18 protein-coding genes are annotated in these 19,447 nt (G+C 59.8%); 6 read left to right on the top strand and 12 right to left on the bottom strand.

Going from position 1 to position 19,447, the window contains the following annotated elements:
* Positions 1-3 precede the first annotated feature (3 nt).
* Positions 4-1,029, top strand: a complete 1,026-nt coding sequence (tsaD, locus tag F8N96_RS27070; RefSeq protein WP_150800399.1) for a tRNA (adenosine(37)-N6)-threonylcarbamoyltransferase complex transferase subunit TsaD — start codon at positions 4-6, stop codon at positions 1,027-1,029.
* Positions 1,030-1,051: 22 nt separating this feature from the next.
* Here tsaD and plsY read toward each other — a convergent pair whose 3' ends face one another.
* Positions 1,052-1,621 carry a glycerol-3-phosphate 1-O-acyltransferase PlsY gene (plsY, locus tag F8N96_RS27075; RefSeq protein WP_150800400.1) on the bottom strand — a complete coding sequence of 190 codons (570 nt, stop codon included), beginning with the start codon at positions 1,619-1,621 and terminating at the stop codon, positions 1,052-1,054.
* Between the two features lie 74 nt (positions 1,622-1,695).
* On the opposite strand from plsY, the gene folB reads away from it, so the two are divergent.
* The gene (gene folB / locus F8N96_RS27080; protein ID WP_150800401.1) at positions 1,696-2,052 is read left to right on the top strand and encodes a dihydroneopterin aldolase; all 357 of its coding nucleotides are present in this window, start codon (positions 1,696-1,698) and stop codon (positions 2,050-2,052) included.
* Positions 2,043-2,561 carry a 2-amino-4-hydroxy-6-hydroxymethyldihydropteridine diphosphokinase gene (gene folK / locus F8N96_RS27085; protein ID WP_150800402.1) on the top strand — a complete coding sequence of 173 codons (519 nt, stop codon included), beginning with the start codon at positions 2,043-2,045 and terminating at the stop codon, positions 2,559-2,561. Before folB ends, folK begins: the two co-directional genes overlap by 10 nt.
* A gap of 95 nt (positions 2,562-2,656) precedes the next feature.
* On the opposite strand, the gene F8N96_RS27090 is transcribed toward folK, so the two are convergent.
* The 11 genes from F8N96_RS27090 to F8N96_RS27140 all read right to left on the bottom strand — a co-directional run bounded on the left by F8N96_RS27090 (position 2,657) and on the right by F8N96_RS27140 (position 16,852).
* Positions 2,657-3,886 carry a multifunctional CCA addition/repair protein gene (locus tag F8N96_RS27090; protein WP_150800403.1) on the bottom strand — a complete coding sequence of 410 codons (1,230 nt, stop codon included), beginning with the start codon at positions 3,884-3,886 and terminating at the stop codon, positions 2,657-2,659.
* A gap of 63 nt (positions 3,887-3,949) precedes the next feature.
* Positions 3,950-5,512: a SpoVR family protein gene (locus F8N96_RS27095; protein ID WP_150767988.1), complete on the bottom strand. Its 1,563-nt coding sequence runs from the start codon at positions 5,510-5,512 to the stop codon at positions 3,950-3,952.
* Positions 5,509-6,780, bottom strand: coding sequence for a YeaH/YhbH family protein (locus F8N96_RS27100; RefSeq protein ID WP_057713068.1), 1,272 nt, complete (start codon positions 6,778-6,780; stop codon positions 5,509-5,511). The genes F8N96_RS27095 and F8N96_RS27100 overlap by 4 nt, the downstream gene beginning before the upstream one ends.
* A gap of 204 nt (positions 6,781-6,984) precedes the next feature.
* Complete coding sequence (locus F8N96_RS27105) at positions 6,985-8,907, bottom strand: PrkA family serine protein kinase (protein WP_045059965.1); 1,923 nt, start codon at positions 8,905-8,907, stop codon at positions 6,985-6,987.
* A 297-nt stretch (positions 8,908-9,204) separates the two neighbouring features.
* Positions 9,205-9,534: a thiosulfate sulfurtransferase GlpE gene (gene glpE, locus F8N96_RS27110; RefSeq protein WP_150800404.1), complete on the bottom strand. Its 330-nt coding sequence runs from the start codon at positions 9,532-9,534 to the stop codon at positions 9,205-9,207.
* A gap of 33 nt (positions 9,535-9,567) precedes the next feature.
* Entirely contained in the window at positions 9,568-10,452 is an 885-nt protein-coding gene (locus F8N96_RS27115) for a symmetrical bis(5'-nucleosyl)-tetraphosphatase (protein WP_150800405.1), read from the bottom strand.
* Entirely contained in the window at positions 10,452-10,832 is a 381-nt protein-coding gene (apaG, locus tag F8N96_RS27120; protein WP_150800406.1) for a Co2+/Mg2+ efflux protein ApaG, read from the bottom strand. The genes F8N96_RS27115 and apaG overlap by 1 nt, the downstream gene beginning before the upstream one ends.
* Positions 10,833-10,955: 123 nt before the next feature.
* Positions 10,956-11,774: a 16S rRNA (adenine(1518)-N(6)/adenine(1519)-N(6))-dimethyltransferase RsmA gene (gene rsmA, locus F8N96_RS27125; protein ID WP_150800407.1), complete on the bottom strand. Its 819-nt coding sequence runs from the start codon at positions 11,772-11,774 to the stop codon at positions 10,956-10,958.
* The gene (gene pdxA / locus F8N96_RS27130) at positions 11,771-12,760 is read right to left on the bottom strand and encodes a 4-hydroxythreonine-4-phosphate dehydrogenase PdxA (protein ID WP_064680096.1); all 990 of its coding nucleotides are present in this window, start codon (positions 12,758-12,760) and stop codon (positions 11,771-11,773) included. The genes rsmA and pdxA overlap by 4 nt, the downstream gene beginning before the upstream one ends.
* Entirely contained in the window at positions 12,757-14,073 is a 1,317-nt protein-coding gene (gene surA, locus F8N96_RS27135) for a peptidylprolyl isomerase SurA (protein WP_150800408.1), read from the bottom strand. Before surA ends, pdxA begins: the two co-directional genes overlap by 4 nt.
* Entirely contained in the window at positions 14,054-16,852 is a 2,799-nt protein-coding gene (locus tag F8N96_RS27140) for an LPS-assembly protein LptD (RefSeq protein WP_150800409.1), read from the bottom strand. The genes surA and F8N96_RS27140 overlap by 20 nt, the downstream gene beginning before the upstream one ends.
* Positions 16,853-16,982: 130 nt before the next feature.
* Here F8N96_RS27140 and F8N96_RS27145 point away from each other — a divergent pair, with 130 nt between their 5' ends.
* The 3 genes from F8N96_RS27145 to F8N96_RS27155 are packed head-to-tail and all read left to right on the top strand — an operon-like array spanning position 16,983 to position 19,439.
* Positions 16,983-18,002 carry an aminoglycoside phosphotransferase family protein gene (locus tag F8N96_RS27145; RefSeq protein ID WP_150800410.1) on the top strand — a complete coding sequence of 340 codons (1,020 nt, stop codon included), beginning with the start codon at positions 16,983-16,985 and terminating at the stop codon, positions 18,000-18,002.
* Positions 17,999-18,670, top strand: a complete 672-nt coding sequence (murU, locus tag F8N96_RS27150; protein WP_150800411.1) for an N-acetylmuramate alpha-1-phosphate uridylyltransferase MurU — start codon at positions 17,999-18,001, stop codon at positions 18,668-18,670. The genes F8N96_RS27145 and murU overlap by 4 nt, the downstream gene beginning before the upstream one ends.
* Before the next feature lies 1 nt (position 18,671).
* Positions 18,672-19,439, top strand: a complete 768-nt coding sequence (locus tag F8N96_RS27155) for a DnaJ domain-containing protein (RefSeq protein WP_150800412.1) — start codon at positions 18,672-18,674, stop codon at positions 19,437-19,439.
* Positions 19,440-19,447 lie beyond the last annotated feature (8 nt).

The raw sequence follows: 19,447 nt of genomic DNA on the forward strand, positions 1-19,447 counted from the left end.
CCCATGCTAGTACTGGGATTAGAAACCTCCTGCGACGAAACCGGTGTCGCACTTTACGACAGTGAACGCGGCCTGCTGGCCGACGCGCTGTTCAGCCAGATCGACCTGCACCGTGCCTATGGCGGTGTGGTGCCGGAGCTGGCTTCGCGTGACCACGTCAAGCGCATGCTGCCCTTGATTCGTCAGGTGTTGGCTGAAGCCGACTGCGTGCCGACCGAAATCGACGCAATCGCCTATACCGCGGGTCCCGGGCTGGTCGGTGCGCTTTTGGTGGGCGCTTCCTGCGCCCAGGCGCTGGCCTTTGCCTGGGGCATTCCGGCTCTCGGCGTGCACCACATGGAAGGCCATTTGCTGGCGCCGATGCTGGAGGCGCAACCGCCGCAATTTCCGTTCGTCGCTTTGTTGGTGTCGGGCGGTCATACGCAGCTGGTTCAGGTCGACGGTATCGGTCAATACACGCTCTTGGGCGAGACCCTCGACGATGCTGCCGGTGAAGCATTCGACAAGACCGCGAAGATGATGGGTCTCAATTATCCGGGTGGCCCGGAAATCGCGCGTCTGGCGGAGCAAGGGGTGGCAGGACGATTCACTTTTCCGCGTCCGATGTGTGACCGTCCCGGCCTGGCGTTCAGCTTCAGCGGCTTGAAAACCTTCGCCCTGAACACTTGGCAGCAATGCGTCAGCGCCGGGGACGACAGCGAGCAAGCCCGTTGCGACATCTCGCTGGCGTTCCAGCAGGCCGTGGTGGAGACTTTGACCATCAAGTGCAAGCGTGCCCTGAAACATGCAGGTATGAAGCGCCTGGTGATCGCTGGGGGCGTCAGCGCCAACAAGGCATTGCGCACTTCTCTGGAGAAAATGCTCGGGGACATGCGCGGCGATGTGTTCTATGCCCGTCCGGAGTTCTGTACGGATAATGGCGCGATGATTGCCTTTGCCGGTTGCCAGCGCTTGCAGGCTGGCCAGCATGAAAGCCTGGCGATCAGTGTTCAGGCGCGCTGGCCGATGGAGCAATTGACGGCGCTGTGATGAGCGGTGTTCACGTGCGGTATTAAAAATGCCGTTCGCGCCCGGCAAGCAGGTCGCGTAGATTGCCGCGATGACGCCAGACGATCAGCCCTGTGAGCGCGCTCATGGGCAGCAGTGCTGCTGGTTCTTGCCAGGCCAGCAATGGCAGGGTCAGCGGCGTGGCGATCAATGCGGCAAGCGAGCTGGTGCGGGTCAGGTAGAACGTCAGCAGCCAGGCGCAGACGGCCAGCAGTGCTGCAGGCGGATAGAGGCCCAGTAACATTCCGGCAGCGGTGGCGACACCCTTGCCACCGCGAAAGCGGAAGTACAATGGGAACAGGTGGCCGATGACGGCACAGATGCCGATCCAGGCCTGTTCCTGCAGCAAAAGCCCCGCAGCGCCTGCAATCAGCACCGGCAGCAGGCCCTTGCAGAGGTCGCCGAGCAGGGTCAGGGTGGCGAGCTTTTTGCCGGCCAGGCGCAGCATGTTGGTGGCACCGGCATTGCCCGAGCCACTCATTCGCGGGTCGGGGGTACCGGTCAGGCGGCTGAGCAAAATGGCAAAGGACAGAGAGCCGAGCAGGTAGGCGAGGGTCGCCAGTAACCAAAACATGCTAACTATTCCGGGCGAGGACGCCCTGATTCTAACGGCGCATTGCGCCCTTGTCGTGCAGCGGAGAAGAGTGCTTGGACAGAGTGTTTATCGAGGGCCTGGAAGTCGACACCGTGATTGGTGCCTACGACTGGGAGCGAGGCATCCGACAGTGCTTGCGTCTTGATCTGAGCTTCGCCTGGGATAATCGCCCGGCCGCTGCCGGTGACGACCTGACCCTGGCGCTCGATTACGCGAGCGTTTCCTCGCGCATCCAGGCGTTTGCCGAGCAGGCGCAGTACCAGTTGGTCGAGACGTTTGCCGAACGCCTGGTTGAGGTCCTGATGGGTGAGTTCAACATCACCTGGATGCGCCTGAAGCTGACCAAGCCAGGTGCGGTCCCGGCTGCCACGGGTGGTGTGGGCGTGGAGATCGAGCGCGGATGTCGCTGACTCAGGTGTATCTCGGGCTCGGCAGCAATATCGAGCGTGAATCCCATTTGCAGGCTGGCCTGGAGGCCTTGGCAGGTTTTCTGGTGGATATACGCTGCTCGGCGGTATTCGAAAGCCAGCCGGTGGGGATCAAAAGCGGGCCGTTTTTCAACTTCGTGGTCTCGGCCTACACCGATCTGCCGCTGATGGAGCTGGACCGTCGATTGAAATTCATCGAGGCGGACAACGGCCGTTACGCGCCGGACCGCAAGGGTTTGCCGCTGGACATCGACGTGCTGCTGTTTGGTGATCTGGTGGGCAATTTCGATGGTTTGATGTTGCCGCGGGCGGAAATCCTGAAGAATGCCTTCGTATTGTGGCCGTTGTCGTTGATAGCGCCGGATCGCGTGCATCCGGGCGTCGGCAAAAGTTTTGCGACGTTGTGGGGTGAGGCGCGGATTGATCAGGTGTTGGCGCCGGTGGCGTTTGAGTGGCGTGGTCAGCAGCTGACGCCTTCGAATTTGTTGTGATCGGACTGACGTCTTCGTCGGATCTGCGTCCGGAGCCGGCTCGCTCCCACAGGGTTGGCGTAAACCTGTGGGAGCGGGCTTGCCCGCGATAGCTTTCAGACAGACGCCATCTCTTTGTAAGCCTTCAGTGCCTTGAGGCGTTCACGCTTGATCGCCTCGCCCAGCTCCGGCCCTTTGAATCCCTTCTCCAGCAACGGCTGAACCGCCACGCTGCGGGCTGCATTCGCCGCCCCGCGTAAATAATCCGCCTGTGGATAACTTCGTTGCTCCAGCCCTTTGCGACCACGGGCGTCCATTTCGCACGCCGCGATAAATTCCTCGAACCGTTGCGGTCGACGGTAGATGTCGAAACTCTGCAGCAGCTCCAGCAAGGTCGACGCCTTCAGTTCGAGGGCGCGATGGCCATGAGTATGATATTCGCCCACCAGCATCGCCAGTTCCTGGCAGTCCCTCGGCGCCTTGAAGCGTTGATTGACCGCCTTGATCAGCTTTAACCCCTTGTGCTCATGGGCAATGTGGCGGGGCCATTCTTCCTCGGGCGTCAATCCTTTTCCCAGGTCGTGCAGCAGGCAGGCCCAGCGCACCGTCAGCGGTTGTTTGTACTGCGCAGCTTGCTCGAGCACGCTCAGGGTATGCACGCCAGTGTCGATTTCCGGATGATGGGCTGGCGGTTGCGGTACGCCGAACAGTGCATCGACTTCCGGCATCAGCACCTTGAGCGCGCCACACTCGCGCAGCACCTCAATGAACACCTGTGGCCGATCTTCCAGCAGTGCGCGAGAAATTTCCTTCCAGCTCCGCTCCGCGGTCAAGGCCTGCAACTCGCCCGACTCGCTGAGTTGGCGCATCAATTCCAGTGTTTCGGGCGCAACGGTGAAACCCAAATCGGCGTAACGCGCCGCAAAGCGGGCAACACGTAGAACCCTGAGGGGATCTTCGGCAAACGCGGGGGAAACGTGTCGAAGCAGGCGGGCCTCGAGATCGCGCCGGCCATGGTAGGGATCCGTCAGGTGCTGTTGCTCGTCTTCAGCCATGGCATTGATCGTCAAATCGCGACGGATCAAGTCTTCTTCGAGGGTGACTTCAGGGCTGGCGTGAAAGGTGAAGCCGCCGTAACCGCGCCCGCTTTTGCGTTCGGTCCGGGCGAGGGCGTATTCCTCACCGCTTTTTGGGTGAAGAAACACCGGAAAGTCCGCGCCCACCGGGCGAAAGCCCTTGGCGAGCATTTCTTCGGTGGTCGCGCCCACCACGACCCAATCGATATCGGTGACAGGTTTGCCCAGCAGGCGATCGCGAACGGCGCCACCGACTTTATAAATCTGCATAAAAAACCTCCGTTAGCTCGACAGAATAACCTTTGCGTCGAACTTCCGGAGGCAGAAACAGGATCAAAGATGGATGACCGCCAGATCCAGCCGGCCGTATTCTCCCTCGCTGTGCTCGCCTCTGGGCGGAACATGGTGGGTTTTCATCACTTGGTCGCCTTGCAAGGTTTCCAGGTGAATGTCGAAGCCCCAGAGGCGATGCAGGTGCTTGAGGACTTCCTCCGTGGACTCGCCCAGCGGTTTTCGGTCGTGTTGCTGGTGGCGCAAGGTCAGGGAGCGGTCGCCTCGCCGGTCGATGCTGTAGATCTGCACGTTGGGTTCGCGATTGCCCAGGTTGTACTGCGCCGCCAGGGTTTCCCGGATGATGCGGTAACCTCCTTCGTCGTGAATCGCCGGGACCAGCAGGTCTTCTTTCTGGTCGTCATCGAGAATGCTGAACAGCTTCAGGTCGCGGATCACTTTGGGTGACAGGTACTGCAGGATGAAGCTCTCGTCCTTGAAGCTGCTCATGGCGAACTTGATGCTCGACAGCCAGTCGGTGCCGGCAATTTCCGGGAACCAGCGGTAATCCTCCTCGGTAGGGTTTTCACACATGCGCCGGATGTCGCGGTACATGGCAAAGCCCAGGGTGTAGGGGTTGATGCCGTTGTAATAGGGGCTATCGAAACCGGGCTGATAGACCACGCTAGTGTGGGACGTTAGAAATTCCATCATGAAGCCGTCGGTCACCAGGCCTTCGTCGTACAGGTCGTTCATCAGGGTGTAATGCCAGAACGTGGCCCACCCCTCGTTCATCACCTGAGTCTGGCGTTGTGGATAGAAATACTGGGCGATCTTGCGCACGATCCGCACGATTTCCCGTTGCCAGGGCTCGAGCAGCGGTGCGTGTTTTTCGATGAAATAGAGGATGTTTTCCTGAGGTTCGGCGGGGAAGCGTGCATTGTCCTTGTCGCTGTATTTGTCCGCGCCTTTGGGAATGGTCCGCCACAGGTCGTTGATCTGCTTCTGCAGATGTTCTTCCCGATCCTTTTGTCGGCGACGTTCTTCCTCGGCCGAAATCGGATAGGGGCGTTTGTAGCGGTCAACGCCGTAGTTCATCAGCGCATGGCAGGAATCGAGCAAGTCCTCCACTGCGTCGATGCCGTGGCGCTCTTCGCACTGCATGATGTATTGCTTGGCGAACACCAGGTAGTCGATGATCGAGCTGGCATCGGTCCAGGTGCGGAAGAGGTAATTGCCCTTGAAGAAGCTGTTATGCCCATAGCAGGCATGGGCGACGACCAGTGCCTGCATGCAGATGGTGTTTTCTTCCATCAGATAGGCGATGCATGGGTCCGAGTTGATCACAATCTCGTAAGCCAGCCCCATCTGGCCACGGCTGTAGGATTTCTCAGTGCTGAGGAAGTGTTTGCCGTAGGACCAATGGTGATAGCCCAGCGGCATGCCGACGGAGGCGTAGGCGTCCATCATCTGCTCGGCGGTGATCACTTCGATCTGGTTGGGATACGTATCCAGGGCATAACGAGCCGCCAGGCGACTGATTTCCTTGTCGTAGGCCTGGATCAGCTCGAACGTCCATTCCGAACCGGTGGAAATGGGTTGGCGCTTCTGCTCTTTGGCGGTCATGTCACTAACCTGCGCTGGAAGAGTTCACGGAAGACCGGATAGATATCCCCGGCCGAGACCAGTTGTTGCTGGGCAAAAGTGTCAGAAAAGGCTTCGGCGATGCGTTCATATTCGAACCACAGGGCCTGGTGTTCGCGTGGGGTGATCTCAACGTAAGTGTAGTACTGCACGAACGGCATGATCTGGTTGATCAGGATGTCGCGGCAGATCGGAGAATCGTCGTTCCAGTTGTCACCGTCGGAGGCCTGGGCGGCATAGATGTTCCACTCGTTGCTCGGATAGCGCTCGGCCATGATCTCCTGCATCAGTTTCAAGGCGCTGGAGACGATGGTGCCGCCGGTTTCCCGGGAGTAGAAAAACTCCTCTTCATCCACTTCGCGGGCGCTGGTGTGGTGTCGGATGAACACAACGTCGATCTTGTCGTAGTTGCGCTTGAGAAACAGGTACAGCAGGATAAAAAAGCGTTTGGCGATGTCCTTGGTGGCCTGGGTCATCGAGCCGGACACGTCCATCAGGCAGAACATCACGGCCTTGGAACTGGGGTTGGGTTGCTTGATGAGCAGGTTGTACTTGAGGTCGAATGTGTCGAGAAACGGTATGCGGTGAATACGCGCGCTGAGTTTTTCGATTTCTGCTTCGATTTCCTGGATATCGCCGAAATTGTCCGGTTCTTCCTGCTTGAGTCGCAGAAGTTCTTCCTTGGCTTCACGCAGTTTTGCCCGGCTGCTGCCGGACAGGGCGATTCGCCGGGCGTGGGCGGAACGCAGGGTGCGGATGATGTTGATCCGCGACGGGTTGCCTTCGTTGCTGATCCCGGCGCGCACGGTCTTGAAGGTATCGGTGCCGGTCAGGTTGCGTTTGACCAGGTTCGGCAGCTCGAGGTCCTCGAACATGAATTCGAGGAATTCCTCCTGGGTGATCTGGAAGACGAACTCGTCCATCCCTTCGCCCGAATTGCCGGCCTTGCCGGGGCCTCTGCCGCCGCCACCTCCCGGTGGTCGGGCAATATGCTCGCCGCTGGTGAATTCCTTGTTGCCCGGGTGCACGACCGTTTGCTTGCCACCGCGGCCGTGATGAAGCACCGGCTCGTCGATGTCGCGACCGGGGATGCTGATTTGTTCGCCGTGTTCCATATCGGTAATGGAGCGCCGGCTGACCGCCTCTTCGACAGCCTTCTTGATGTGATCACGGTAGCGCCGCAGAAACCGCTGGCGGTTCACCGTGCTCTTGTTCTTGCCATTGAGACGTCGGTCGATCACATAGCTCATGACTGCTCCTTAGAAGCTGTCCTGAAAGGGGCGAGCGGTGATACAGCATCGAACCGAGAGCCGAGGGATGTTGAACGCTCCCCCAAGCGCTTTGGATGCTGCCTGAACTCGCTACCGACTTTCGAACACCTTCCAGAGGCCTGTGTAACAGAAAAAGCGCTCACAGGTCTCTGGCTGACGACAACCGGTCTGACCGGCAGCGGGTTATTGTGATTTTCTGACCCGCAGGTACCACTCGGACAGCAGTCGCACCTGTTTGTCGGTGTAGCCCCGCTCGACCATCCGTGTGACGAAGTCGTTGTGCTTCTGCTGATCCTCTTTACTGGCCTTGGCGTTGAAACTGATGACTGGCAGGAGGTCCTCGGTATTGGAGAACATTTTCTTCTCGATGACCACCCGCAGTTTTTCGTAGCTGAGCCAGGTCGGATTCTTGCCATTGTTGTTGGCCCGGGCGCGCAGTACGAAGTTGACGATTTCGTTGCGGAAATCCTTCGGATTGCTGATGCCGGCCGGTTTTTCGATTTTTTCCAGTTCTTCGTTCAGCGCGACGCGGTTGAGGATTTCGCCGGTTTCCGGGTCGCGGTATTCCTGGTCCTGGATCCAGAAGTCGGCGTACAGCACGTAGCGATCGAAGATGTTCTGGCCGTACTCGCTGTAAGACTCGAGATAGGCTGTCTGGATCTCCTTGCCGATGAATTCGATGTAGCGCGGTGCCAGATACTCCTTGAGGAAGCGCAGGTAGCGTTCGCGGGTTTCGGCCTGGAACTGTTCCTGTTCGATCTGTTGTTCCAGTACGTAGAGCAGGTGTACCGGGTTGGCGGCAATTTCGTGCGGATCGAAGTTGAACACCTTCGACAGGATCTTGAAGGCGAAGCGGGTCGACAGCCCGTTCATGCCTTCGTCGACGCCGGCGTTGTCGCGGTATTCCTGAATCGATTTAGCCTTTGGATCGGTGTCCTTGAGGTTCTCGCCGTCATACACCCGCATCTTGGAGTAGATGTTGGAGTTTTCCGGCTCCTTGAGGCGCGAGAGCACGGTGAACTGGGCGAGCATCTTCAGGGTGTCGGGCGCGCAGTGAGCCTTGGCCAACGAACTGTTGAACAGGAGCTTGTCGTAGATCTTCACTTCGTCGCTGACCCGCAGGCAATACGGCACTTTGACGATGTAGATCCGGTCGATGAAGGCTTCGTTGTTCTTGTTGTTGCGGAAGGTATGCCATTCCGATTCGTTGGAGTGGGCCAGCAGGATACCGGTGAACGGAATCGCGCCGAGACCTTCGGTACTGTTGTAGTTGCCTTCCTGGGTGGCGGTCAGCAATGGGTGCAGCACCTTGATTGGCGCCTTGAACATTTCGACGAATTCCATCAGGCCCTGGTTGGCCCGGCACAATGCGCCCGAGTAGCTGTAGGCGTCGGCATCGTTCTGCGGGAATTCTTCCAGCTTGCGGATATCGACCTTGCCTACCAGCGCAGAAATGTCCTGGTTGTTCTCGTCGCCCGGTTCGGTTTTGGCCACCGCGATCTGGTTCAGGATCGACGGATAGAGTTTCACCACGCGGAACTGGCTGATGTCCCCGCCGAATTCGGCCAGGCGCTTGGTGGCCCATGGCGACATGATGGTGTTGAGGTAGCGCCGCGGAATGCCGAAGTCTTCCTCGAGGATCGCGCCATCTTCAGTGGCGTTGAACAGACCCAGGGGCGATTCGAATACCGGCGAGCCCTTGATCGCGTAGAAGGGCACTTTCTCGATCAGCTGTTTCAGCTTCTCGGCCAGGGACGATTTACCACCGCCGACGGGACCGAGCAGGTAGAGGATCTGTTTCTTTTCTTCCAGGCCCTGGGCGGCATGGCGGAAATACGACACGATCTGGTCGATGCATTCTTCCATCCCGTGGAAGTCTTCAAAGGCCGGATAGCGGCGGATCACCTTGTTGGAAAAGATTCGCGACAGTCTCGAGTTGGTCGAGGTGTCGAGCAGTTCCGGTTCACCGATGGCCAGCAACAGACGCTCGGCTGCGGAAACGTAGGCACTGCGGTCCTGTTTGCACAGTTCAAGATACTCTTGCAGCGAGAGTTCTTCCTGGCGTGTGGACTCGAAGCGTTGTTGGAAGTGGCTAAAGATACTCATGACGTCACCTCGCTCGATACGTGGAGCCGACGCCGGATCAGTCAGTCGATGCTGGCAGCAACCGGATATGCAGTTGCTGTTTACCCCCCAGAACCCTCTCAAGGCTTAGTGCCCCGAAAGCTACTCCCGATGACCCGCGCGCCGGTGTACCGGCTCTCCCCTGTTTTGGATGGCCTGCGCTTAAGGATAGTTGCTTATTCGGGAGGTAAAGGCGAGATACGTAATTAGTTGTGGCAGACCGTTCGTCTGCCACCGCGCTAAGCCGCGGGGGCCGGGGCCTTGCGCATTACAAAAAAATTATTCGCCGGTGCCTTGCGCTGTTTCCGCAGGATAAACCGTACGCCACAATTCGAATCCGCCATCCATGCTGTAGACGTCGGAAAAGCCCTGGCTGATCAGGTAGGCGGCGGCGCCCTGGCTGGAATTACCGTGATAGCAGACCACAACGGTCGGTGCGTCCAGGTCGGCGCCTTGAATGAAGGCATGCAGCGAATGGTTGTCCAAGTGCTTCGAGCCGCTGATGTGCAGGGCGGCAAAGGTCGCCGGGTCGCGAACGTCGACCACCACTGCGCCTTGTTCGCGCAGGGCTTGGGCCTGCTCCGGGGGGATACGTTTGAATTCGCTCATGGCGGGCTCCTGTGGCTCGGCTGAAAGCGCAGTCTAGCGCGGGGCGCTGGCTGACGATGGTTCGGAAATTCGTGGGGCGACTGGCGGCACGGCGGCATGACCCTGCGCGTCGCATTTGCAGGCAATGCGTTCGCCACTGTCGACATTCATCAGGGTCAAGGCTCCGCCCCAGACACAGCCGGTGTCGAGGGCCGAGATCCCCGGCTCGCTGCATTGGCCTTCGAGCGCTGCCCAGTGGCCGAAAATGATCCTCAGGCCCTTGGTCTTGCGTTCCTTGTGCTGGAACCAGGGTTTGTGCCCTGCCGGCGCAGTATCGAGACCTTCCTTGCTCTTGAGGTCAAGCTTGCCCTCGGCGGTGCAAAAGCGCATCCGGGTGAAATAGTTGGTGATCACTCGCAGGCGGGCTATGCCCTTGAGGTCGTTGTCCCATTTCGCCGGATCGTTGCCGTACATGCCATCGAGGTAGGCTGGAAACAGGTTGTCGTCGCGCAGGGCGGTCTCGACCTCGGCCGCGCACTTCAGGGCCTTGCGCAGTGACCATTGCGGCGGGACGCCGGCGTGCACCAGCGCGACATTTCGTTGTTCGTCGTAATGCATGATTTTTTGCTGGCGCAGCCAGTCCAGCAGCTCGGCGCAATCAGGTGCTTCGATGATCTCGCGCAGGGTGTCGGCTTTCTTCAGGCGCTCGATGTTCTGCCCGGCGGCCAGCAGGTGCAGGTCGTGGTTGCCGAGCACGCACACAAGCGATTCGCGGATGCCATAGAGAAAACGCAGCGTCTCGAGCGATTGAGGGCCGCGGTTGACCAGGTCGCCCACCAGCCACAGGCGATCCTTCGTTGGGTCGAAGCCAACCTGCTTGAGCAGGCATTGCAGGGCTGCAAGGCAGCCTTGCAGATCGCCGACGGCATACGTCGCCATCAGTGCAGGGCTCCGGGCACCGCCAGGCGGAATGGAGCGATGATGGCGTCGAAGTGTTTGCCGTCTGCGGCGACCATCTCATAAGTGCCTTGCATCGTACCGACCTTGGAGGTCATGACGGTGCCGCTACTGTAGGTATGGCTTTCGCCCGCTTGGATCAACGGCTGCTGGCCAACCACGCCTGCTCCGCGAACCTCTTCGACATGTCCGTCGCCATCGGTGATCACCCAGTGGCGCGACAGCAGCTTGGCCGGTAACTCGCCATTGTTCTGCACGGTAATGGTGTAGGCGAAGGCAAAACGGTTGTGCTCGGGTTGCGATTGTTCTGCCAGATAGCGAGTGACGACGCTGACGTCGACCTGATAACGAGGATCGGACATGCAAGAGGCCTTAAAAACGAAGCGGGACGCGGGGCGTAGCTGATGGAACTCAGTCTAGGCCAAGTATCGGATAGTAAACCAGACATGAAGGCTGGTGTCCTACCCGATAATGCTTATCGCTTGTCAGTCGGCGCTGGGAGTGGCTAGGACTTGTTCGCTCAGCTTGTCGGCCAGGCGCACGAAGGCGGCCAGGTCGAGCTGCTCGGGGCGCAGGCTGCCATCGACGCCGGCGGCTTCGATCTCGGCATTGCTCAGCAGCAGCTTGAGGGTGTTGCGCAGGGTCTTGCGTCGTTGATTGAAGGCTTCACGCACGACGCGTTCCAGCAGCTTGTGATCCTTGGCCGGGTGCGGCAGCACCGCGTGGGGCACCAGGCGCACGATGGCCGAGTCGACTTTCGGTGGCGGGTTGAATGCCCCCGGGCCCACGTTGAACAGATGCTCGACCCGGCAGTGGTACTGAACCATGATCGACAGCCGACCCCAATCACCGCCACCAGGACCTGCGGCCATGCGCTCGACCACTTCCTTTTGCAGCATGAAGTGCATGTCGCGGATCAGGCTGGCGTTATGCAGCAGGTGAAAAATCAGCGGCGTAGAGATGTTGTACGGCAGGTTGCCGACGACTCGCAGGCTGTTCGGTACGGCGCCAAGGCTGTTGAAGTCGAACTTCAGTGCGTCGCCCTGGTGCAGGTTGAAGTTGCTCTTGCCGGCAAATTGCTGGTTAAGGATCGGGATCAGATCCTTGTCCAGTTCCACCACGTCGAGCTGGGCACCACTGCTGAGCAGGCCTTGAGTCAGCGCACCCTGGCCCGGGCCGATTTCCAGCAGGCGGTCTTCGGGTTTGGCGTGGATGGAGCGCAGGATGCGGTCGATAACGCCAGCATCATGCAGGAAGTTCTGGCCGAAACGCTTGCGCGCCCGGTGTTGGTAATGCTCGGTCATAAACGGGTCTCGGCCATCTGGTAGGCGGTTTCCAGGGCGACTTGCAGGCTGCCGGTGTCAATCTTGCCGCTGCCGGCCAGATCCAGGGCGGTGCCGTGGTCGACCGAGGTGCGGATGATCGGCAGGCCGAGGGTCACGTTGACTGCCGCGCCGAAACCTTTGTATTTCAGCACGGGCAGGCCCTGGTCGTGGTACATCGCCAGCACCGCATCGCAGTGCTCCAGATATTTGGGGGTAAACAGAGTGTCGGCGGGCAGGGGGCCACGAAGGTCCATGCCCTCGCCGCGCAGGCGCTCTAATGTAGGTTCGATGATGTCGATTTCTTCATGGCCCAGGTGTCCGCCTTCACCGGCATGGGGGTTGAGCCCGCAGACCAGGATGCGTGGCCGGGCGATGCCGAATTTTTCTTGCAGATCGGCATGCAGGATTCGCGTGACCCGCTCCAGGCGCTCCGGCGTGATTGCGTCGGCAATCTCGCGCAGGGGCAGGTGAGTGGTGACCAGCGCTACCCGCAATCCGCGAGTGGCGAGCATCATCACCACTTGCGCGGTATGGGTCAGGTCGGCGAGAAACTCCGTGTGCCCGGAAAATGCGATGCCGGATTCGTTGATCACGCCCTTGTGTACAGGGGCGGTGATCATGCCGGCAAAGTGCCCATCCAGGCAGCCCTGGCCGGCGCGGGTGAGGGTTTCCAGGACGAACGCCGCATTGGCCTTGTCCAGTTGCCCGGCAGTGACCCTGGCGTTGAGCGGGGTATCCCAGACGTACAGGCTATTGGCCGGCGCAGGTACGTCCGGCCAACTGTCCGGCGCAACCGGCAGCAGATCGACCACCACGCCCAGCTGCGCGGCCCGCTCAAGGAGCAGATCGCGGCTGGTGATGGCAATCAGGGGATGAGGCTGGGCGTGCGCCGCGAGCAGCAGGCACAGGTCAGGACCTATGCCGGCCGGTTCGCCGGGTGTCAGCGCGAAACGTTTGGGTTTCACTGCGTTGCCTGGTCTGCACCAGGGAGTTTGATCTCTACGTACGCTTCGTCACGGATCTGACGCAGCCAGGTTTGCAACTCTTCGTCATATTTGCGGTTACGCAAAACGGTCATCGCTTGCTGTTCACGGGCCTGGCTGGTGCTGTCGGTGGCGCGGCGGCCCAGGACTTCCAGGATGTGCCAGCCATATTGGGTCTGGAATGGCTTGGACAGCTGACCTTGCGGGGTCTTGGCCATCACTTCGCGGAACTCGGGAACCAGTGCATTCGGGTCGATCCAGTTCAGGTCGCCGCCGTTGAGAGCGGAACCCGGGTCTTCCGAGAAGCTTTTCGCCAGTTCGCCGAAATCTTCGCCCGCTTCGATCCGGGTGTAGAGCGATTGAGCCAGGGCTCTGGTTTTTTCTTCGTCGCGGATCGGGCTAGGTTTGACCAGGATGTGACGTACGTGCACTTCATCACGTACCTGGGTCTCACCGCCACGCTTGTCGAGGATCTTCAGGATGATGAAGCCGCCCGGGGTGCGCATTGGCTGGGTAATGTCGCCGACCGCCATGGTGCTGAGCAGGCGATCGAACGGAGGTGGCAGTTGAGCGGCTTTACGCCAGCCCATGTCGCCGCCTTCCAGAGCGGTTTCGCTGGCGGATTTGGCGATTGCCAACTGACCGAAGTCAGCGCCTTGCTTGAGCTGCTGGTAAACCGCGTCTGCTTGTTTGGCGGCATTCTGAATCGCGTCGGAGTTGGCGCTTTCCGGCGTAGGAATCAGGATGTTGGCCAAGCGAAACTCTTCGGACAACTGCATCTTGCCGAGATCGGAAGCGAGGAAGTTCTTCACCTCCTGTTCGGACACCTGGATGCGCTCCGCCACGCGACGCTGACGCACACGGCTGATGATCATTTCGCGGCGGATCTGATCACGGGCTTCGTCGTAAGACAGGCCATCGCGAGTCAGGGCGGCGCGGAACTGATCCACGGACATGTTATTGCGCTGGGCAATGGTGCCGACAGCCTGGTTCAGTTCTTCATCGGTAATGCGGATACCGGAACGTTCGCCGATCTGCAGTTGCAGGTTCTCGACGATCAGACGCTCAAGCACCTGCTGATCCAGCACGTTGGCCGGCGGTACCGCAGCACCGCGCTTGGCGATGGTTTGCTGAACTTCATGGACCCGTTGGTCCAGCTGGCTCTGCATGACCACGTCGTTGTCGACGATGGCCACCACTTTATCGATGGACTGTACCGAGGCATTGGCCGCAGTACCCAGGAACAGCGCGCCCAGCATTAGCGGGCGCAGACAATCAGAAAGCTTGGTCTTCACGTTCACGATAACCTTGGATGCCTTTGTCGAGGAAGCTCTCTACTTTAGAGCCGGTGAGGCCGCCGAGTCCCTTCAGAACGATTTGGAGGAAGACGCCATGGTCGCCCTTTTCGTTTTCCGGAGCGTCTTGACTGGTTTCGTCATAGTCGACCCAGTAACGGTTGATCAAGCGCAATTTCCAGCAGCAGTTGTCGTACTCGAAACCACCGAAGGCTTCCAGGGTACGGTTGCGGTTGTAGTCATACTGCCAGCGGCTGATCAGGTTCCATTGCGGCACGACCGGCCACATGACCGAGAAGTCGTGCTGCTGGATCTTGTAGTAGTCCTTCACGTAACCCGGGGTGCCCGGAGTTCCGTAGTCACCACCGCCCACCGACCATTGACCCGTAGTCTGATCGTACCGGACCTGGTCATTGCGATAGCGATAGCCGGCGTTGATGACCTTGTTCGGGTTGTCTTCAGGCTGGTAGTGGAACATTGCGCTGCCCGAGCGAGGGCTGTGGCTGTCGGGGTCCCAGTTGTAATCGGCGGTGGTGCGCCAATCGCGGTTCCAGCGGTATTCGTATTCCAGGGCGTAAGGCGACACGTCCGACTGTGAATCCTTGCGGGTCCTGGCATCGATGCCTGGCAACTGAACCTTGCGATCCTTGAAGTAGACGGCCTGGCCGACGCTGATGCGTTGACGCTCGAAGCCGTTTTCTTCGATCCAGCGGTTGGTGATGCCCAGGGACAGTTTGTTCTCGTCACCGATACGGTCGGTGCCGGAGAAACGGTTGTCGCGGAACAGCGACGCGTAATTGAAGGTGTACTCGCTGGTGTCGAAGACTGGAATGTCTTCCTGGTCCGTTTCCGGAACGTAGAGGTAAAACAGGCGTGGCTCAAGGGTCTGGCGGTAGTTTTTGCCGAACCATTGAGTGTTGCGGTCGAAGTACAGGCCGCTGTCGATGCTGGCAATCGGCACGCCACGGTTCTGGTTGCTGTCGAAGGTACCGTTGAGTCGATCTTGTTCTGCGCTCTGCGCGGCAATCTGGGACTTGCCTGTACCGTCCAGGTCCAGCTGGTATTGCGTGTACTGATACTTGAGCGTTGGTTTCACGAAACCATACGTCCAGTCCAGTGGCAGGCTCACGGCTGGCGCCAGGTTGAGACGGTCGCCAGTGGCACGTGCCAGGCCTTGGACGTTAGTGTCCAGGCGTGGGCTTAAATTGCCGTCTTCGTCCGAGAAATTGCCGGTTTTCAGATCCCGGTCAAACCTGACGAGTTCGGTGTTGTACGAGAAGTCCAGGCCGCCCGGATGGTAGGGCAGCGCACCATCGAAGGTGATCTGCGGCAAACGATCATAGGGCGTGATATCCGATACGGTCGCCAGCTGATAAGCCTGGGCGTTGACGCGAGCGGTGTAACTGTCGCCGCGATAGCTGACGGAACCTTGCTGGTTCACGTAATCAGAGCTTTTCACGCCGATCTGGTCAGTCTGCAGGTCCTGGAAGTAATACGGATCGCTGATCTTGGTGTAGTCGACCTGCGTTAAGACGCGCGAGTCGAGGCCACCCTTGTGTTGCCAGTTGTACATGTAGCGGGTTTTTTCGTAGTCGGTCTGGAGCTTGCGATCGTCATTCTCGTCGTTGAGGTACGCGGCGCCGAACTGACCTTCACTGGACTTGGTCAGGTAACGGAACTCGCCTTCCATCAACAAGCCGCGCTTGCTCATGTAGCGCGGGTACAGCGTGGCATCGTAGTTCGGTGCCAGGTTGAAGTAGTACGGGGTGACCAGCAAAAAGCCGGTATCGGTGCCGGTGCCGATGGTCGGCGGCAGGAAGCCCGACTGGCGACGGTCATCGATCGGGAAATAGATATACGGCGTGTACAGGACCGGAATGTCCTTGACCCGCAGTGTCACGTTGGTCGCGGTGCCGAAGCCGGTGGCCGGGTTCAGGGTGATGTTGTTGCCCTTGAGCTGCCAGGCGTTGCTGTTCGGTTCGCAGGTGGTGTACGTACCATCCTTGAGGCGGATGATCGCGTTCTCGGCGCGTCTGGCGTACAGCGCGCTGCCGCGAATGCGCGATTTGTGCATCACGTATTCGGCGTTGTCGACCTTGGCTTCACCGGTGTCGAGCTGTACATCGGCGTGGTCGCCGACGATCAGTGCGCCGTTATCGCGAACCCGCACGTTACCGCTCAGTTCGCCACGGCTCTCGGCCTGGTAGAGATTCGCTTCGTCGGCTTCGACCTGCATGCTGCCCTGACGCATGACCACGTCACCGGCCAGGGTAGCGACCTGCTCTTCCTGCTTATAGCGAGAGGCTTTGGCGCCGATAAAGGTTGGCGCGTCACTTTTATCCGTCTTGTCGGTCATGCCCGGACGAATCGGTTCGACATAGGAACCCGCGCAGTAAGGACCGGTTTCAGCCAATTGCGCTGCGGTGAGCTTCTCGCGCGGAACCCAGTCGAGGTGACTGTAGTCTTCGCTACGCGACTTCAGGCCGCGGCCCTTGGCTTCGGTCACCAGTACTGGCTTGGCACCGGTGTCCTGGCTGACACTGTCGTCAGCCGGCGTCTCATCGCCCGCGCTGACAGAGCTGCCCTCATGGGCAGGGCGCGGTGGCAAGGCAGCGGCTGGAGATTTTGGTGCACAATTCCAGGCACCCGAAGCAGAGACGGAGCAGTCATACTGTTCCGCGGCGACCACGAACGACGTGGCGAATGGTTGCAGGGCCAGCAGACTGCCGGTCACCAACAACGGAAATTTTTTACGAAACGCGGGGGATTTCAATGCCATCTTAATAGTCCGGGCTTCCTGCGTGCCATCTGCCCGCGGTGTGGGCCGCACGCCTCTCGATGGTCTGAAAAAGATGCTGGATAATAAAGCATGACCCGCTTGACGGCTAGCGCCGTCGGAGACCCTTGCAATGCCTGACCAAGATGTACGTTTGCAACACCTGAAAGTTTGGCTCGATGAGCAGTTGCCGATTCTCTTTGCAGAACAAGGCTGGGGAACCGTGCCCCCGGCCACGTTGACCGCAGCCAGTAGCGACGCGAGTTTCCGGCGCTACTTTCGCTGGGAAGGCGAGGGTCGAAGCTTTATCGTGATGGACGCTCCACCGCCCCGGGAAAACTGCAAACCCTTCGTGGATATTGCTTTCCTGTTGGGCAAATCCGGAATAAATGTGCCGAAAATCCATGCCGAAGACCTCGAGCGTGGATTTCTGTTGCTCAATGACTTGGGCAACAAGACGTACCTGGACGTGATCGACAGCGAAAATGCCGACGATTTGTTCCAGGACGCCGTGCAGGCGCTGCTGGCTTTTCAGCAGTTGCCGATGGTCGCACCGCTGCCGAGTTATGACGTGGCCTTGTTGCGACGCGAGCTGGAATTGTTTCCGGAATGGTACGTGAAGTGCGAGTTGGGCATCGAGTTCGACCCCGCTCAGCAAATGCTCTGGCAGCAAGTCAGCGAGTTGCTGATCGAAAGCGCGCTGGCCCAGCCCAAGGTTCTGGTGCACCGCGATTACATGCCGCGCAACCTGATGCTCAGCGAGCCGAATCCGGGGGTGCTGGATTTCCAGGACGCGGTCTATGGCCCGGTGACTTACGACGTGACCTGTCTGTTCAAGGATGCATTCCTCAGTTGGCCCGAGGAGCGTGTACACGCCTGGCTGGAAGACTACTGGCGCCAAGCGGGCGAGCTGGGGATCCCGGTTCAGCCGGACTTCGAGGATTTCCTGCGCGCCAGCGACCTGATGGGCGTGCAGCGTCACTTGAAAGTGATCGGCATCTTCGCCCGGATCTGCCATCGCGACGGCAAGCCGCGTTACCTGGAGGATGTGCCGCGCTTCTTTGCTTATATAGAGGCCGTGGTCGCGCGCCGTCCCGAACTGGCTGAGCTGGGTGTATTGCTGGCCAGTCTGCGCGCTGGAGCGAATGCATGAAGGCGATGATTCTGGCGGCAGGCAAAGGCGAGCGCATGCGCCCGTTGACCCTGACCACGCCAAAGCCGCTGGTTCGTGCCGGCGGGGTGCCGCTGATCGAGTATCACCTGCGCGCGCTGGCCGTCGCCGGTTTTACCGAGATCGTGATCAATCACGCCTGGCTCGGCCAGCAGATTGAAGATTATCTGGGCGACGGCTCGCGGTATGGCGTGAGTATCCAGTATTCGCCGGAAGGTGAGCCGCTCGAAACCGGCGGCGGAATCTTGCGCGCGTTGCCGTTGCTGGGGAATGAAGCCTTCTTAGTGGTCAACGGTGACATCTGGACCGATTACGACTTCAGCGTGTTGCATCGGCCTATTGCCGGGCTGGCTCATCTGGTGCTGGCAGACAACCCGGCCCATCACCCGGTCGGGGACTTCAATTTGATCGACGGACAGGTGCATGACGGTCAACCAGGCTCTGCCACCCTGACCTACAGCGGCATCGCGGTGTTGCACCCGCAGCTGTTCGCCGGTTGCGTGGCAGGGGCCTTCAAGCTCGCGCCGCTGCTACGCACCGCCATGGCAGACGGGCAAGTGACCGGCGAGCACCTGAACGGGGTCTGGGTGGATGTCGGCACCCACGAGCGTCTGGCCGAAGTGGACACTCTGATAGAAGCGAGACGCTGACATGCTGTGGCCAGGGACTCTGATTGGAGCCGGAGTGGGCTATGCCATTGCCAGCATTCCGGGGGCCATGCTCGGCGCCTTGTTGGGGCAGGCGCTGGATCGGCGCCTGCAACTGCAGGGCTGGGCGCATTTGCGAGAAAAGCTCGGCGGCCGGCCGCCGCTGCGCAACGATGAACTGTTGTTCGTGTTACTGGGACGGTTGGCCAAGTGCGATGGGCGGGTGGTGGATGGCCACATCCAGCAGGCGCGCCAGGAGATGCGCTCGCTGGAAATGACCGAATCGGCACAACGCCGTGCGATTGCGGCATTCAATCGGGGCAAGTCGGGGCATGACCGGTTGCGCGGTCATATGCGTCGCTTGAGTGCTCAACCCCATGCGGCCGAAGGCGTCTTGCGCGCCTGCTGGCGGATGATCTGGGCCGATGGCCGCGCCGGTGTGGGGGAGCTTGAGCTGGTAGCCCAGTGGGGCAAATGGCTGGGCTGGACCCGGCAACAGGTGCAAGCGCTGGCCAGCGACTATGAACCGCAGAAACGTCCGTTGGTCAGCAGCGCGGTGACCTATCAAGAGGCTTTGCGGCTATTGGGCGTGTCCGCCACCAGCGAGCCGGCGCAGATCAAGCGCGCGTATCGACGCCTGCTCAGCCGCCATCATCCGGACAAGATCGCCGGCAGTGGGGCGACGGCGTTGCAGGTGCGTGAGGCGACCGACAAAACCCGTGAGCTACAGACGGCCTACACCTTGATTCGTGAGCGGCGGGATTTTCGCTAGGGCGATTC

This window comes from Pseudomonas fluorescens (genome assembly GCF_902497855.1).
In the GTDB taxonomy this organism is placed as follows: domain Bacteria; phylum Pseudomonadota; class Gammaproteobacteria; order Pseudomonadales; family Pseudomonadaceae; genus Aquipseudomonas; species Aquipseudomonas fluorescens_BI.